17 protein-coding genes are annotated in these 17112 nt (G+C 38.6%); 13 read left to right on the top strand and 4 right to left on the bottom strand.

The genetic code is table 11. The annotated features are described in order from the left end of the window. Position 1 precedes the first annotated feature (1 nt). The 8 genes from pyk to LXL81_RS13150 all read left to right on the top strand — a co-directional run bounded on the left by pyk (position 2) and on the right by LXL81_RS13150 (position 9962). Positions 2-1441, top strand: a complete 1440-nt coding sequence (gene pyk, locus LXL81_RS13185) for a pyruvate kinase (protein ID WP_234647256.1) — start codon at positions 2-4, stop codon at positions 1439-1441. A gap of 176 nt (positions 1442-1617) precedes the next feature. Continuing rightward, complete coding sequence (locus LXL81_RS13180; RefSeq protein WP_234647255.1) at positions 1618-2241, top strand: Uma2 family endonuclease; 624 nt, start codon at positions 1618-1620, stop codon at positions 2239-2241. Positions 2242-2253: 12 nt separating this feature from the next. After that, positions 2254-2880, top strand: coding sequence for a Uma2 family endonuclease (locus tag LXL81_RS13175; protein WP_234647254.1), 627 nt, complete (start codon positions 2254-2256; stop codon positions 2878-2880). Positions 2881-3030: 150 nt separating this feature from the next. After that, positions 3031-3405: a BlaI/MecI/CopY family transcriptional regulator gene (locus tag LXL81_RS13170; RefSeq protein WP_194124586.1), complete on the top strand. Its 375-nt coding sequence runs from the start codon at positions 3031-3033 to the stop codon at positions 3403-3405. Between the two features lie 21 nt (positions 3406-3426). Then, positions 3427-4980, top strand: a complete 1554-nt coding sequence (locus LXL81_RS13165; protein WP_234647253.1) for a M56 family metallopeptidase — start codon at positions 3427-3429, stop codon at positions 4978-4980. 1 nt (position 4981) lies between these two features. Next, a complete protein-coding gene (locus tag LXL81_RS13160; RefSeq protein ID WP_234647252.1) occupies positions 4982-6937 on the top strand; it encodes a TonB family protein in 1956 nt (651 codons plus the stop codon). 5 nt (positions 6938-6942) lie between these two features. Further along, entirely contained in the window at positions 6943-8817 is a 1875-nt protein-coding gene (locus tag LXL81_RS13155; RefSeq protein WP_234647251.1) for a TonB family protein, read from the top strand. A gap of 122 nt (positions 8818-8939) precedes the next feature. Further along, the gene (locus tag LXL81_RS13150; RefSeq protein ID WP_234647250.1) at positions 8940-9962 is read left to right on the top strand and encodes a Gfo/Idh/MocA family protein; all 1023 of its coding nucleotides are present in this window, start codon (positions 8940-8942) and stop codon (positions 9960-9962) included. A gap of 174 nt (positions 9963-10136) precedes the next feature. Here LXL81_RS13150 and LXL81_RS13145 read toward each other — a convergent pair whose 3' ends face one another. The 3 genes from LXL81_RS13145 to LXL81_RS13135 form a co-directional block, all read right to left on the bottom strand. Further along, the gene (locus LXL81_RS13145; RefSeq protein ID WP_234647249.1) at positions 10137-10529 is read right to left on the bottom strand and encodes a biopolymer transporter ExbD; all 393 of its coding nucleotides are present in this window, start codon (positions 10527-10529) and stop codon (positions 10137-10139) included. 52 nt (positions 10530-10581) lie between these two features. Next, entirely contained in the window at positions 10582-11262 is a 681-nt protein-coding gene (locus LXL81_RS13140) for a MotA/TolQ/ExbB proton channel family protein (protein ID WP_234647248.1), read from the bottom strand. Between the two features lie 120 nt (positions 11263-11382). After that, positions 11383-11988, bottom strand: coding sequence for a Uma2 family endonuclease (locus tag LXL81_RS13135; protein ID WP_234647247.1), 606 nt, complete (start codon positions 11986-11988; stop codon positions 11383-11385). A 155-nt stretch (positions 11989-12143) separates the two neighbouring features. Between LXL81_RS13135 and LXL81_RS13130 the strand changes: the two genes are divergently transcribed. The 5 genes from LXL81_RS13130 (at position 12144) to LXL81_RS13110 (ending at position 16329) form a co-directional block, all read left to right on the top strand. Beyond that, a complete protein-coding gene (locus tag LXL81_RS13130; RefSeq protein ID WP_234647246.1) occupies positions 12144-12638 on the top strand; it encodes a hypothetical protein in 495 nt (164 codons plus the stop codon). Continuing rightward, complete coding sequence (locus tag LXL81_RS13125; protein WP_234647245.1) at positions 12635-13291, top strand: hypothetical protein; 657 nt, start codon at positions 12635-12637, stop codon at positions 13289-13291. The genes LXL81_RS13130 and LXL81_RS13125 overlap by 4 nt, the downstream gene beginning before the upstream one ends. Positions 13292-13524: 233 nt before the next feature. Further along, positions 13525-14337 carry a mechanosensitive ion channel family protein gene (locus LXL81_RS13120; RefSeq protein WP_234647244.1) on the top strand — a complete coding sequence of 271 codons (813 nt, stop codon included), beginning with the start codon at positions 13525-13527 and terminating at the stop codon, positions 14335-14337. A gap of 133 nt (positions 14338-14470) precedes the next feature. After that, positions 14471-15793 (top strand): signal recognition particle protein, encoded by a 1323-nt coding sequence (gene ffh / locus LXL81_RS13115; protein WP_234647243.1) that lies wholly within the window; start codon positions 14471-14473, stop codon positions 15791-15793. Between the two features lie 47 nt (positions 15794-15840). Then, on the top strand, positions 15841-16329 hold the full coding sequence (locus LXL81_RS13110; protein ID WP_234647242.1) for a hypothetical protein: 489 nt from the start codon (positions 15841-15843) through the stop codon (positions 16327-16329). An 80-nt stretch (positions 16330-16409) separates the two neighbouring features. Here the strand turns inward: LXL81_RS13110 and LXL81_RS13105 are convergent, their stop codons facing one another. Next, a complete protein-coding gene (locus LXL81_RS13105; protein WP_234647241.1) occupies positions 16410-17045 on the bottom strand; it encodes a hypothetical protein in 636 nt (211 codons plus the stop codon). Positions 17046-17112: the final 67 nt, after the last annotated feature.

Here is a 17112-nt window from a genome sequence, read left to right as displayed (position 1 = left end):
TATGTCTTCCAAGAAAACCAAAATTGTTGCTACCGTAGGCCCAACATCAGAAACAAAAGAAATGCTTCATGCTTTGGCAGTTGCCGGCGTAAATGTTTTTCGTCTAAACTTTTCTCATGGTACGCACGCAGACCACCTGGCCAGGCTTAATACCATTCGCGAAATAAACGAAGAATTCGGATTGAACCTTGCCATTTTACAGGATTTGCAGGGGCCAAAAATCCGCATCGGTCTTGTAGCTGAAAAAGATGGTGTATTGATCGAAGCTGGAAATAAACTGATTCTTTCCAACACAGAGGTTTTAGGTACTGCTGAAAAAGTAAGTACTCCTTACGACGGCATGTACAATGACGTGAAAGTAGGTGACCGTGTTTTGATGGACGACGGTAAACTTGAAGTGCTGGTAACCGGAATTGAAGGAAGCGACGTTGTAACGCAGGTTGTTTATGGTGGTTTGTTGAAATCTAAAAAAGGTGTTAATCTTCCAAATACCCGCGTTTCAATGCCTTCGGTAACGACAAAAGATTACGAGGACCTTGATTTCGGATTGGAGCATAATGTGGAATGGGTAGCACTTTCATTTGTACGTACTGCTTCTGAAATTATAAAAGTAAAAGAATATATCGCCAACAAAGGGAAATTTGCGCGCTTGATCGCTAAAATTGAAAAACCTGAGGCGGTAGCAAATATTGACGAAATCATTGAAGCTGCGGATGCCATCATGGTTGCCCGTGGAGATTTGGGGGTTGAATTACCGGCAGAAGAAGTTCCGATGATTCAGAAAATGATCGTCGACAAATGTAACAAGGCAGGCAAGCCCGTTATTGTTGCTACGCAAATGCTGGAAAGCATGATCGAAAGTCCTCGCGGAACACGTGCAGAGATCAGTGACGTTGCTAACTCGGTATTGGATGGTGCTGATGCTGTAATGCTTAGTGCAGAAACTGCTTCCGGAAAATATCCGTTGCTGGCCGTTGAAACGATGAGCCGTACAATCGAAAAGGTTGAGGAAAACTCTAATGATGTTTATTTTAAACACCATGCGTTTGTAAACGAAAAACCTGGTGCTAACAAATTGAATGACAACGTAGTAATGAGCGCATGTCGTTTGGCGCGTGATACCAATGCTGCTGCGATTATCGGTGTGACACGTTCAGGTTATACATCCTTCCGCCTTTCACATCACCGCCCAAAAGCGAGTTTGCTGATATTTACTTCGGACAGAGCCTTAATGAATACATTGGCGCTTTATTGGGGTACAAAAGTATATTTCTACGATAAAGATCAGGATGCTTCTACTGATGATTTGATTGAAGACATCAAACTTTTCCTTATCGAAAAAGGTGAGCTGAAAAAAGGTGACGTTTTCATCAACACATTAAGTATGCCAGTTTCCAAATCGCGCAAAACAAATGCTGTAAAATTGAGCGTTGTAGAATAAGCTTAAATTTTGATATTTATAAAGAGCAGCGGAATCAGATTCCGCTGCTCTTTGTGTTTTAAACTGAAAAATAAAAATATGTTGACTACGTGGTAATCATAATTTGCTTATTACTAAGCATATGAAGGAATTGTCAAAGCATATTTTTATCTTTGAATATAGCAAATCGAATGACTATGATAGCTTCACCAGGTCCGGGCAGAATTTTGACAGAGATTTCTGCCAATGAAATACCCAGCGTTTTGATCCATGAAATAATTGACGGTAAACCTTTGTACAGAAAAGGTTACCGTGAGGTTTTGGCCAAAACGAAAAAGATCGAAGATATTATGGGTTCGAGTTCATTACAGTTTTTTATAATTGATTATGTTTTGCGAATTATTTACAAAGCAGTCAATGAGGAAAAGTATATTATTGCAACTAATGAAGCAGGAATGCACCTGGACAGAAGAAATAATCTTGCAGGAGATATCCTTATTTTCGATAAAAATGTTTTAACTATTGATAAAATCAACAAGCATTATTCCAAGGTTCCGCCGAAAATTTCTATCGAAATTGATCTCGACATTGAGCTGGAAGAATTTACAGAAACGGGTTATATCACTATAAAAACAAAAAAGCTGCTGGAATTCGGTGCAGAAAAAGTTATCTGGTTTTTGACAGAATCGAAAAAGGTAATGGTTGCAAGCACAACAAACGAATGGCAGATCTTTGACTGGAATACTGATGTTGAAATATTTGACGGAATTATTTGTAATGTAGGTGAATACCTTTTAAATGAAGGCTCTGAATTTGCATAAAAAACAAGATTTATGATAGCTTCAATCGGACCGGATCAGATTTTTACAAAAAACTTTGATACTGAAATACCCAGCGTTTTGATCCATGAAATAATTGACGGTAAACCTTTGTATAGAAAAGGTTACCGCGAGGTTTTGGCCAAAACGAAAAAGATTGAAGACATTATGGGTTCGAGTTCATTGCAGGCTTTTCTGATTACTTATTTGACAATCTGGATTGGTAAGCAAATTGATGACAGCAGGTATACAATTCTAACAAATGAAGCAGGTTTACATATTGATAAAGGAAATAATCTCGCCGGAGATTTATTAATTTTTGATAATCAGGTTCTTAAAATTGAAAAAATCAATAAAAAGTATGCCGACGTGCCTCCAAAAATTTCGATTGAAGTAGATATTGATATTGCGCTTGAAGATAAATTTTCTGAAAATGCTTACATCTCAATAAAAACTAAAAAACTTTTAGAATTCGGTGCAGAAAAAGTAATCTGGTTTTTAACTGAATCGAAAAAGGTAATGGTTGCATCTGCCAAGGCTGATTGGCAAACTTATGATTGGAATGTAGATGTTGAAATTTTGGATGGTATCACATGTAACGTTGGCGCCTATTTAAAAGAAAAAGGCTCTGAATTTGCCTGAAACAACCATTTTTTAAAAAATTAAACGACATGAATATTCCTGTCGTTTTTTTATTTTAAATAATAACTAATAAAATAGTTGTAAAACTAATTAGATAGTCTTACATTTGAATACCCACTATTAAATAGTAAGATCATAAAAATTGAAAACATGGAAGTAAGAACATTAACGAGGGCAGAAGAAGAAATCATGCGGATACTCTGGCAATTAAAAAAGGCCTTTGTGAAAGACATTCTTGCCGAAATGCCTGAGCCAAAACCTGCCTATAATACGGTATCTACAATAATCCGTATTCTGGAAAAGAAAGAAGTCGTAGGTTATACCGCTTATGGTAAAACACATGAGTACTTCCCGCTAATCACTGAGGAAGAATACAAACGGCATGAAATGCAACAGCTAATGGTTAATTATTTTGATAATTCTTTGCCTAATCTGGTTTCTTTTTTCGTGAAAGACAACGATTTAAAGACTAACGATCTGGATGAAATCATGAAACTGATCAACGATCACAAAAGCGAATCTTAAACAATCAATCATCCGTTAGCCATGGAAATTTTGATTTATGTTGCCAAAGTAAGCTTATACTGGACCCTCTTCTATATTTGTTACCGGTTGTTGCTTAGTCATCAAACTTTTTTTGTTTGGAACCGAATTTATCTGATCAGTTCTCTGCTGGTATCTTTTGCGCTTCCATTTATTATCTATCCTGAATCTGCGCCGGTTATTTCCATAACTTATTCGGTGACGAATCCGAATTTTACGGTGTCTTCAACACCAGCAGAGCAACTTCCACTGATCACCTGGACATATGTTGTCTGGGCTGTTTATCTTCTGGGAGCGATGTTTATGGCCTTCAAATTATTTAAAAACATCCGGCAGCTTAACCAGTTTCTGACGGATGGAGAACATATCGAGCTGGAAGATTGCAAGATCATTTTGATTGATTCAAATCGTATCGGTTCTTTCTCATTTCTGAAATGGATCGTTGTAAACCGGAATGATTATGAAAATCATTTCGATCCGATTTTACGTCATGAAATGGTTCATATGCAGCAGTGGCACAGTATGGATATTCTGCTGGTTGAATTATTGAAAATCATTTTCTGGTTCAATCCGCTATTGATCCTCTATAAAAAGTCTTTGCAGGAAGTCCATGAATTCCTGGCGGATCATGAAGCTCCTAACAGGGAAAACTATGCTACTTTTCTTGTCTCCTATGCCTTAAATGCGCCCATCGCTTCACTTACCAATCATTTCTATAAACCATCTCAAATCAAAACCCGTATTCAGATGATCTACAAAAACCGCAGTTCGAAATGGTTGCTTGGTTCCTATCTATTCGCATTCGTCACCATCGGTATGGTTGCATTGTTTGTAGCTGGTTGTGAGCAAAAAGAAAATGATCAGCTCTCTGAGACGATGGAAAAATTGACTGAAAGTAAAAAACCGGTCAATTTGGAAGGAAAGAAAATCTATACCGTAGTTGAGCAACAGCCAATGTTTCCGGGTGGTATCGAAGAGATGTATAAATTTCTGGGGCAGAAAATAAGATATCCGAAAGCAGCTGTTGACGCAGGTGCCACAGGACGTGTTTTCCTTTCCTTTGTTGTCACAGAAACAGGTGAAATTGGGGAGATTCAGGTACTAAAAGGAATTGGACATGGTTGTGACGAGGAGGCAGTCAGAGTACTTTCCTTATTTCCAAAATGGGAACCAGCGAAGCAAGATGGCGTACCAGTGAATGTGCGCTACAATTTGCCGATAAATTTTCAAATGGAAGAATCAGAATTGACAGATAAAAAAAGAACTGCTCTGATTGACAAGCAGTTTGACAATAAAGACGGCTCTAAAACAATTTTAACTAAATCTGGAAGTGTAGTTCAGGAACCCGCAAAAAACAGTACTGAAAAAGTACGTATCACTGAGGCTAAAGTTGTTTACATCGTTGATGGCAAAATTGAAAAAGATGCTGATATTTTAAAGAAAATTGATCCGGCGCAAATCGAGTCAATAAATATTTTGAAAGATCAAAAAGCAATTGATGCTTATGGAGAAAAAGGCAGCCACGGAGTTATTTCAATAACGACTAAAAAGATCTAAAATGGACTTATTGATCTATTTCGGAAAGGTAAATATTTACTGGATCTTATTTTACGCCTGTTATTGGCTGCTGTTTCGTAACCATACCTTTTTTATCTGGAACCGGTTTTATTTACTGGGATCGTTAATTATCTCATTTGCATTACCTTTCATTCACTTCCCGGATAATGCGCGTGTAATTCCAACAGCAGTTTATGCGGTTTCTACCATTCCTGTTTATGTTGCTAGAACAGAGTCTACAAAAGTAATAACCCACTGGACACAATTTGTCTGGGCGATACAAATTATTGGATGCGGATTAATGTTATTCAAGTTACTGGAAGCGTTCCAAAACCTTTTCAAACTGATCAGACAGGGAGAAACTATTCCACTGGAAGATCATACGCTGGTTCTGCTGCCGCATAATGAAATCGGTTCCTTTTCCTTTTTGAAATGGCTGGTCATAAATTTTGCAGATTACGAACTGAATTTTGATCCGATCTTACGTCACGAATCGGTTCACATCCGGCAATTCCATAGCCTGGATATTCTTCTGATTGAAATACTAAAAGTTGGTTTCTGGTTTAATCCGGTATTGTGGTTTTATAAAAGATCATTACAGGAAGTGCACGAATACCTGGCAGACGAAGCAGTGCCCAACCGTGATCAATATGCACGATTTCTGGTTGCTTATGCTTTGAATGCGCCAATCGCTTCATTAACAAATCATTTTTTCAATTCTTCTTTATTGAAAAGCCGCATACAGATGATTTACAAAAACCGTAATTCTCAGTGGGCTTTGGGAAAATATCTGATGATTTTTCCAATCATCGGTATGGTTGTCATGCTGACGGCCGCACGTGAAAGATTGTTGACAGCGATAGAACGTAATAATTTTAAAGTGCTGTCGACTAATGAAATGAGTGTAAGAGGTATAGTTAGTGATGAAAATGGTGATGCAATTGAGTCTGCCAGCATTGTAGTAAAAAACAAAACCATTGGCACATTAACGGATATGTATGGAAAATTTGAGATTTCAGGAGTTTATTTAAAAGACAGCCTGGTAATTTCTCATATAAATTATGAATCAGTGATTGTTGATGTAAAAAGTACAAAACTGGATTTCATTACGCTGCGGAAGAAAGAAAATACACTTGGCAAAATTGTTGTAACACCTGATATTCAAAATAAAGCAGAAAGTAATCCAGCTTCGAATTCGGTGACCGGGCAAAATGAAATGACCGTAATAGAACAAATGCCGCAGTTTCCAGGCGGAGAAGCCCAATTAAGTCAATTCCTTTCAGAAAATGTTGTTTATCCTGCCGAAGCTGCAAGTGCGGGCGTGCAGGGAGATGTGAAGGTTTCCTTTACGATCAACGATAAAGGGTATATCAGAAATCCAAGAGTCATTGATAGAATGGGATATGGTCTGGATGAAGAAGCCATGCGTGTTGTATTGAAAATGCCTCGCTGGCAACCCGGCAGACAAGGCAGACGAGCGATTGCAGTGCAGTATAATTTAAATATTTCCTTCGCAATGGAAGCGGATAAGGAAAAACGTCTGGGGAGTATTATAAATCAAAATTCCCAGGCTGAAAGTTATGCGACGAATTTCCGAGTGGCTAAGACAATAACTGGACAAGCAGAAGTTTCTGGGGTAAACCTAAAAAACTATACGGCCGAAAAACTAGAAGAACCGGTAAAAATGGAAAATGTTTATGCCCTGAAAGAACGGGACAAAAGCTCTAAATTTTTGAATTCAGGTGCTGAAACAATTCCCAAATATCAGAATATCAAGTCGCTTACGGAGCCGCTTTGTATTGTTGATGGTAAAATAGTTGACGATCCTGATTTTCTAAAGAAAATAAAATCAGAAAATTTTCAATCCATATCTGTTTTAAGGGCCAAGAGCGCAACTTCCGCTTATGGCTCCAAAGGTAAAAATGGTGTTATCATTTTTGAAACAAAGAAAAAATAAGCACCATGGAAACGTTACTTTATTTCGGAAAAGTCAACCTCTACTTGGTTCTGTTTTACGCCTGCTACTGGCTGCTTTTCCGAAAACATACGTTTTTTGTATGGAACAGGGTTTACCTGATTTGCTCACTACTCATCTCCTTTTTATTACCAAATATCAGTATTCCGGAAACGGAGCAGGCAGCTCCAACTTTATATTACTCCGTCATCACAGTGTCCGATTCCATTCCATTTTCATCGGCAACCGAATATCCTGTTTCTGAAACTATTAACCGGATCTCCTGGATTTATCTCTTTGCCGCCATCGGCTCATTTTTGATGTTGATAAAACTGGTTAAAAGCTTTTGGGATCTTCGTCAGATGATATCGCTGGGTGATTTATTTCCTCACCCAGATTATCATTTGATTTTGCTACCTGATAATCAAACCGGTTCTTTTTCATTTCTCAAATGGCTTGTTTTAAATCGTTACGATTATGAAAATAACCCTGACCCGATTTTGAGGCACGAACTGGTTCACATCCAGCAACGACATAGTCTTGATATTTTATTGATTGAGATCATAAAAGTAGCTTTCTGGTTTAATCCGGTCATCTGGTTTTATAAAATGTCGTTACAGGAAGTACATGAATATCTGGCAGATGAAGCAGTGCCAAACCGTGATCATTACGCGCGTTTTCTTGTTTCTTATGCCCTTTCTGTCCCGGTAACATTACTTACCAATCATTTTTTCAATTCTTCAACATTAAAAAGCAGAATCAAAATGATCTATAAAAACCGTAATTCCCGCTGGTCATTGGGAAAATATCTGATGATTGTTCCTGTTCTGCTTTTTGCTGTGTTATTGACCGCGGCAAGAGAAAAATTAACTGTTTCGGAAGAAGTGCAAAACACGCCAGGTTCCGGTTTGTACAAGGAAACTGAAATTACGGACAACTCCTCTGTTGCTAAATATATCCCGGCAATTGTAAAATCAGATACAGGAAAAGTTAAAGTAAATATCGAAGGTGATATTTTGCGGGAATCTGGTTTGGGAATTGCGGATGTTAACATTTTTGATCCGGATAGAGACGTTTCGGTTACTACTAATCCACTTGGCCATTTCAAAATATCAAATGTTAAAGTTGGCGAGGTTCTTGTTGTAAGTCATGTCAGTTATATTCCACAAATTTTAGTTGTTGAAAAAGGGAAATCAAAGTATACATTGACATTTAAAAATGGACAAAACGAAATAAAGGGGCCCGAATTTACGGCCTATCAGGATATTGCCAAAATTGCCGAAGAAAGGAAAAAAGAGAAAGAAATTGCCACATCCTTATCTGCGGTTAAAGAACAAAAACCACAATTCCCAGGCGGAGAAGAAGCATTAGCAAAATATATTCAAAGTAATATCAGGTATCCTGAGGAAGCCATAGGTGTTAGTGCAGGAGGAATTGCGTTAGTATCCTTTACAATCAACAGCAATGGTGATGTTCGCAAACCAAAGCTTGTAAAGGAAATTGGCTTGGGGATTGATGATGAAGCACTTCGTCTGGTTTTGAACATGCCAAGATGGGAGCCAGCAAGGCAAAACGGACGAGCGGTTTCGATGGAATATACACTTTCAATTCGCTTCAATTTAAAAAGAGGAGTCGCCGCAAAAGAGAAATATCAGGGTAGCTATCCGGCGGACAATCAAAATAGTAAAAACCGCTATTTTAATTACAAAATGCCTGAGACACCAGTTTTGGCTAAGCTGGATAAACTTTTGACAAAAGCCTTTGATTTTTCGGACGATAAAAAGCCCGAGGTGAAGATTCAAAGTATGAAATTAAGAATCGCAAAACCTGCACCAGAACAAGAAACTCAGAACACTTACAGTTTTGGAAGAAAAATTATATAGATATTGAATCTGATGGAATCGTAAAAATGCCTCGTGAAAATAATCATGAGGCATTTTTGCGCTAAAAGCCTGAAATCGTTTTCATTTCAATATTTTTACAGACACTCTTAAATCAGCTTTGCATGTCTCTTCTTAAAGCCGCTATCATTGGTGGTGGTCATATTGCGGATCAAAACCATATCCCCGCTTTAAAAAAGTTATCAGATCAGGTTGAAATTGTTGCAGTTTGCGGTCGTGATCTCAACAAAACCCGTTTGATAGCTGATCAGCACCTCATCCCGGGCGCTTTTGATAATCTTGAAAGTATGTTTAATAGCTGCGAGCTGGATCTGGTGGTTAATTGCACACCAAACAATCTTCATTACGATTATACGATGCAGGCGCTTAAAAATGGCTGTCACGTATTATGCGAGAAACCGCCAGCCATGACGGCCACAGAAGCCCGTAAAATGGCCGATCTGGCAATCGAAAAGGGTAAAATACTAGCTTATAATTTTCAAAGACGGCAAACTTCTGAATATTTGCTTTTGAAAAAGTTGTTGAGCGAAGGTCAGTTAGGCGAAGTTTATCATATCAAAGCAAATTATTTACGCCGCAGAGGAATTCCTGGCTGGGGTAACTTTACCAACAAAACCATACAAGGTGGAGGCGCGCTGATTGATCTTGGCGTACACATTCTGGATCTTGCCTTAGGGATGATGGATTATCAGACGCCCGATAAAGTAGTTGGTAACATTTATGATTTTATCGGCAAAACCGGTGGTAAAGGTTTAAAAGGACAATGGGATCCTGCAAAGTTTGATGTTGATGATGCCTGCTTCGCTTACCTGACTTTTCCGGATAATAAAAGTATTGCAGTTTCCTGTTCTTTTGCTTTAAATCAAAAAGAAGAAGAGATTATTAATCTGGAAGTTTTTGGAAGTAAAGCTGGTGCTGTTTTAAATCCCATTTCGCTTCATACGGAAGTGGCCGGAGAGTTGGCCGATATCCAATTTCCTTTTCTCGAAGAAACGGATACGCAACTTAAAAATACCAAGGCTTTTATTGATGCCATTTTAGGGAAACAAACCAATATTTGTCTGGGTGAAGAAGGCGCTGTTTTGCAGGAAATCGTTGAAAAAATATATTTAAGCGCAGGATTATAAATTAAATTTTAATCAAAAAAAGAAGCTCTGAAATCGGTTTTGATCTCAAAGCTTCTTTTTAATTGAATATTTCGGTGCGCTGCACCTTTAAATCATTGTTCCGGATTGCTAGTTCTACAAGTATTACGCCGCTCAGCCGCTACACTTTATATTGATTAACGATCTCAATAAACTTTACTTTGCAGTAGCCATCACCATTTTTATATCCTGTTTCGCTCCTACTTCCAGCACATCCACAAGATCCTGAACGGCCAGGTTTTTATCTACACGAAGAACAATAGTCCGCTCCTCAACACCGGCAAATAAAGTTTGCAGCTGCGTTTCTAACTGATCGAAAGGAATTGGTTCTTTATCAATATAATAAACCTTTTTATCGTCAATAGATAAGGTAATCTGTTTTTTGTACATCTGCTGTGTGGCCGATGCTTTTGGAAGCATTAATTTGATAACGTTCGGATTTGACATTGTTGAAATAATCAAAAAGAACAGCATCAGGAAAAACATAATATCGCTGAGTGAGCTTGTAAACACCTCAGGGGCAAACCTGCTCTTTCGACGTATCTTCATATTGTAAGTATCAATGGGTAAATGAGATGAATGCGTGACTCATTCCGGATTTTTATTTTGACGAAACCGGTTTTTGAAGTACGTCAAGGAAATCCGATGCTGCCACCTGAAGTCTCAATGCAAAACGGTCAATCTTCATGTTTAACAAGTGATAACCTGCATAAGCAAGCAAACCAATGATCAAACCTGAACCGGACGTAATCATTTTCTCATACATACCACTTGCAATTGTACTGATATTGAAATCATTACTTACCGAAATATCATAGAAAATACGGATAATCCCGGAAATTGTACCGACAAATCCAAGCATCGGCGCAATACCTGCGATTACCCCAAGATAGCCCAGATTACCTTCCATACGTTGAATTTCAATCTGACTTGATGTTTCAATAGAAGTCTCAATGTCTTTAATCGGATATCCGATCCGGCCAATGGCGCGTTCGAAAATTCTCCCCGCAGCATTACGCTGGTTACGACAAGAAGATTCGGCCGATTTCAAATTTCCTTGCTGGATAAAATCCTTCACGTTATCAACAAACTGAGTGTCAATAGCTCCGTTAGAGCCAATGCCCAGGTAACGTTCAATGACAATAAATAAAGTGGCAACAAAAAGCAGCCCCAACGGGATCATTACTACTCCCCCTTTTCCTAAAAGGTCAATAACAGATAGGCCCTGCGCAGCGGCAGGTGCAGCCAAAGTAGAGTCAGCAAGTGCTTGTAGAAGCATCATATGAATGGTGAAAAGTGATTGGTTATGCTAATGTAAAAGGGATCAAGCCCGTATAAAAACAACCTTGACAATAAACGGAGCAAGCTGCCCCTTATTGTTTAAAGGGCAAATATAGAAAAATTACTCTTCGGGACTAGCCCATCCTTCGTTTACATTGTCAGTTCCTTCATATAAATCTGACAATTGTAAAGTAGCTTCAATGGATTGGATGGTAACAGAATTTGAGAATTGATAAGCGTCTTCTGCAAGTAACCAGTGATTATCCTCGGTTCTTCTAAATATTTCTACTCCGACATTAACAGAATTGACCAAAACATATTCTTTCAAACTATCAATATCTCTGTAAAACCGGAATTTATCACCACGATCATAAGAACCTGTACCTTCTGATAAAACTTCAATAATGACAGCAGGATTAATTATTGTATTTTTATCCTTTTCAGCGTATTGATTTGGTCCACAAACTACTACGATATCAGGATAGCTGTAAAGTGAATTTTCTGGAATGTAAATTCTTTGATCGCTGGAATAGCTGCGGCAGGATTTCCGTTTTTTAAGACTATTATAAATTTCTCCGGACAGATTTTCCTTAATCCGGTTATGATTTGGCGTAGCACCAGCCATCATGAATATTTCGCCTTTGAAATATTCACTTTTGTAATCTGACTTTTCTTCTAATGCAAGATAGTCCTCCTCTGAATGTATAGTTTGTGTAACGGCTGACATAATCATTGTGTTTTAACAAAAATAACAAAATCTATTCAGAAAGATAATCCGGTATCAGACAACTTCCCAAAAACATCACATCTTTAAAAACTTAACTACAACTATTTAACTCCTACTCGTGTCTCCTCTTAAACAACCACTTAACTCCTCAACATATGAAAATAATTTTTCTCCTGATCCTGTCAGCATTGCTATTGAACGGCTGTATTGACTGCGGTCCGCAACAAGAACTTACCATCCAGCTTTCAATCCAAGCTTTTCCTGATACCCTTCTACTGAAGAAAATTACCTCGCCGGGAGCGATTGATCAAAGCGTCTTTGAAGAACAGACAAAAAATTATTCATCAAAATCTTATTACGCAGGATCGTTCGATTTTACCTTACCGATTTCCTTAAACGCAGATAGTACTACTTACATTTTTGAATTTGAGAACCGAACCGATACGCTAAGCCTTTTTTACTCCCGCGATTTTTTCCACAAAGATGGATGCGGTTTTGTCGTCGATGCAAAACGACCAGCGTCGCTGACGGAGACAAAATCAACTTTCAAAGATGTCTATGTGGATTATCAATCCTACATACTCGATGGAAAAGTGCCGGTATTTGGCATCAAAGATGGGCAGGGAATAACTGTTCTTGTGTCATTATGAAAAAGAAAATTTTACTGATTATTGTAAGCCTGGTCTGGCTTAACGGTAATGCGCAGGACATTGTCAAGGAATCCAAACCTGTATATCTTGGTATTGATTTGACAAAAGGTTTGACCTCCTATGTATTTGCGGATAAGTATTTTATCAGAAACACGGTGATCGTTGAGCCCTATGTCAGATTTGCAAGTAAAAATCCTCTCAGATATTGGGTATTAAGCGGTGGATTTGCAAAAGGAACTTCAAAAATAGATACAACCCAGATCTCTCAATCTCAAAAGTTTAAGGGTTTATATATCAAACTGGCTTTCGAAAATCAGTATCAAAGGGTACCGCTCAGGTTTGGTTATGGCCCTATCATATCATTTTCAGGTTTTCGCGGAAAATACACTTTCAAAGGACCCACATATGGAGATTATACCGGCGATTTTAAAGATGACCAAAATTTCGCTTTTGGCGCAGAGATCTATCTTGCTTACGACTATATATTGAATAAAAAATTAGTTCTGCGATTCCAGGCAAGAACCACAATTGCTATTCGAATGAGTGGAAATATTAGTCCGGATTATTTTCCTGGTGTCGGCATTACAAAGGACTTGAACTCATTCCTGGTCTCCCCAGGTCTGTCTGCCCAGCTATTTTTTAAGGTCCATTAATTTTATCAATGTTTGAGTTGACCAGATATTTACAGCCACCCAAATTTTCTTTGAATTTATAACTTAGGAATATACCATCCATCGTAACAACATATCTGCTATTCGGTCGATAAATTTCCGGGCAACGAAATGGGAGATTTTCCAGTTTTTTCCTGAAAGAAGTGACTTCGAAACAATGTCCTAGTCTAAACTTTCAAAAACAAACATTATTCATCCCCTTTCTCTCTCAAATTATGAATTACGACCTTATTAAGGCTCAGATCATTGCCACGGCATCAGAGTACGGCGGCAAAATTTTATTAGCAATTCTTGTCCTGATTATCGGGCGGATCGTGATTGGGAAAATCACTTCCATGGTAAGTTCGTTAATGGACAGAAGGCACGTTGACCGTGACGTGCAGCCATTCCTGAATTCATTGATTGGTGTGATGCTGAATGTAATGCTTCTATTAAGTATTGCAGGAATTCTTGGCATTCAAACCACATCTTTTGTGGCAGTACTTGGTGCCGCCAGTTTGGCCGTAGGTTTTGCCTTGCAGGGTAGTCTTGCCAATTTTGCGGGAGGTGTTTTGATTCTGATCTTCAAACCTTACCGGGTTGGTGACCTTATTAATGCGCAGGGATTTACTGGTGTAGTGGAAGCAATACAGATATTTAATACGATTTTAGTAACAGTTGATAATAAAACGATTATTCTTCCAAACGGAGCCTTATCAACTGCACCGATCACCAATATTTCAGGTAAAGGAAAAATACGTGTCGATATGGTTTTCGCAGCAGGCAGCCAGAATGGCGTAGACGCTATCAGGGCCTCGATCAGAAAAGTAACAAATGCATGTCCAACTGCATTGAAAGACGTTGAACACGATATTTTGGTTACTAAATTAACTGAAAACGCCATTTTCTTTGATGTGCGTGTATGGACACTGAGTGAAAATTACTGGGATACCTATTACTATGTAAATGAGGGAATCAGCAAACAATATGCAGCCGACGCAATTGGAGCTCCTAAGCCAGCCGAGCTTAGTGTGGCACTAAAACAATAACATTTCATCAATTATATAAGTAAAAATCGAATAAAATGAGGGAGTACGGGAATGAACTTTCCTGTACTCCTCTTTTTATTTATACCTTTGTGAATTATTTCAATTCAAGTTCCGATCTCATCCATACCCATTTATGTTTGAAAACTTACAGGATAAGCTAAACAATGCCTTTCGTACTTTAAAAGGGAAGGATCGCATTTCTGATATAAACGTTGCCGCTACTACAAAAGAGGTTCGTAAAGCGTTGGTTGATGCCGACGTAAACTTTAAGATTGCAAAAGACATTACAGACCGGATCCGGGAGAAAGCTCTTGACCGGAAAATATTGATTTCCGTAGAACCGGGTCAGATGTTCGTCAAAATTGTTCAGGAAGAATTAACTGAATTAATGGGCGGACAGGCGGAAGGCATTAACATCAAGGGCGATCCTGCTGTTATACTGATTGCCGGTCTGCAAGGTTCTGGTAAAACGACTTTCTCCGGAAAGCTTTCTGCTTTATTAAAAAAACAAGGAAGACAGGTGCTTCTGGTAGCTTGCGACGTGTACCGTCCTGCTGCGATTGATCAGTTGAAAGTGCTTGGCGAGCAGGTTGGTGTTGAAGTTTATTCTGAGCCCGATAATAAAAGCGCGGTTCAAATTGCTACCAATGCCATTGCGCATGCCAGGAAAATAGGCAAGAAAATTGTCATCGTCGATACTGCCGGTCGTTTGGCAGTGGATGAGGTGATGATGCAGGAAGTGGAAGATATCAAGTCAGCCGTAAAACCTTCTGAAATTCTTTTCGTTGTGGATTCCATGACGGGTCAGGATGCTGTTAATACTGCCAAAACTTTCAACGAACGTCTGAATTTTGATGGGGTTGTATTGACCAAATTAGATGGTGATGCACGTGGTGGAGCTGCGCTTTCCATTCGCCAGATTGTTGACAAACCGATAAAATACATCAGTACCGGGGAAAAAATGGAAGCCCTTGATTCCTTCTATCCTGATCGTATGGCGAGCAGGATTCTTGGAATGGGTGACGTTATTTCTTTGGTTGAACGTGCACAGCAGGCATTTGACGAAGATGAAGCAAAACGCATCAACGCCAAAATGCGTCAGAACAAATTTGATTTTGACGACTTTTTGGGCCAGCTTCAGCAAATTAAGAAAATGGGTAATGTGAAAGATCTGATCGGTATGATTCCAGGAATGGGAACGGCCATGAAAGATGTGAATATTGATAATGAATCTTTCAAACCAATTGAAGCCATTATCCAGTCGATGACGAAAAAAGAGCGCGAAAATCCGGATATGATTGACGGAAGCCGTAAAAAACGTATTGCAACAGGTAGCGGGACTTCAATTTTACAGGTAAATAATCTTTTGAAGCAATTTGATGAAATGCGTAAGATGATGAAGAAAATGAATACGATGCAGGCAGCCGGAAAAATGAGCAAAGCACTACGCCGTTAATCATTTAAATCTGTAAGGCATTTTAATTTTCAACATCAAATTTATCCATGAAGCGACTTCTGATCCTGATTGTGTTTTTTTTAGTTTGCGGCTGTGAAGGATTGATGGCGCAGGGTTCGGTTGGTTATTATCCATGGAGCAATTTGTTAACGATAAGTACCAATCCGAGGAAGATATTTTGGGTAGATAGCCGTTTTCAAACGAATTCATTGTTCAGCAGTCTGAGTGTTGATATTCTTCCGATGATCAATTTTAAGAGAGGGGAAGTTACACAATGGTATATTGGCGGCGGTGTGAGGTTAAACCCTTTGTATCGTATCGCTGATGCAAATGCAGATCTCGTAACGATTGACGGATATTCGCTGAATGTTGGTGTCCGCATTAAACCTTTACCCCAAAACCGGAATATTCAACTGGCACTGGAATTAAACCCATATGTTAAAGATAAATTTGACAGTGGTGTTCTGAAAAGTCATTTTGGTGTTGTTTATGTTTTCACCAAAAAGAAAAAGAAAATCGAGGACGCCGCTCAATAAGATTTGAATAAAATATAAAAAACCTGAACAGAGCTTCGTCTCTATTCAGGTTTTTTATACTAAAAGCTATTTTTTAGATTCTAATTCCCTCCTCTTCCCGCCTTGTAAGCGTCATATTCAGCAAGAAGTTTGGCTACATCATCTGCACCATCAAAGTCCAGATTTTCTTCTTTAATAACATATTGCATTTTATTTTTTTCATCCGAAAGCACTTTCAAAAAACTGTTCCTGTCTTTTAACTGAATCGGATTCAATTTATCTCCTTTCAGGATATAAAGACTTTCTTCCGCCGCGTTGCTTCCGGATTTTTTAAAATGTTTTAAAAGTTTAGTATTCCCATCGTACAAAACCTGGTAAAAACTTTTATCAGTCAATCCGGCTGCGCCAGGAAATCCTCTTTTAAAAGTATACAGGGCAGTACCCGTTGGTATATTGAACTCCATGATCTCCGGTCCGAGCACATAAGCGCTTGAATCATTTTTATAGACAATTTCGTCTTTGGCCATGTTATAATTGAGCAAAACACCGTCGTAAGGTTTTCCCGATTTATCCCTGACCAAACCTCTATACCACTCCTGGGTCAGGTATGGTGAATTATCACTCGTGTATTGCACTTCTTTCAACGGAGTGCCCGTAAGTCCTGTCGAATCCTGGGCCTGCACATTCATTGTAAATAATAAAGCGGCAATGAATAAAATCGGGTTAACTTTTTTCATATTATGATTTAGTTTATACTGTAAATTTGACTTATTCCATGGTCTGTTATTCTGGTGTATGGTTAAA

The organism is Dyadobacter sp. CY356 (assembly GCF_021440195.1).
Taxonomy (GTDB): domain Bacteria; phylum Bacteroidota; class Bacteroidia; order Cytophagales; family Spirosomataceae; genus Dyadobacter.
This window is presented reverse-complemented; position numbering and strand designations above follow the sequence as displayed.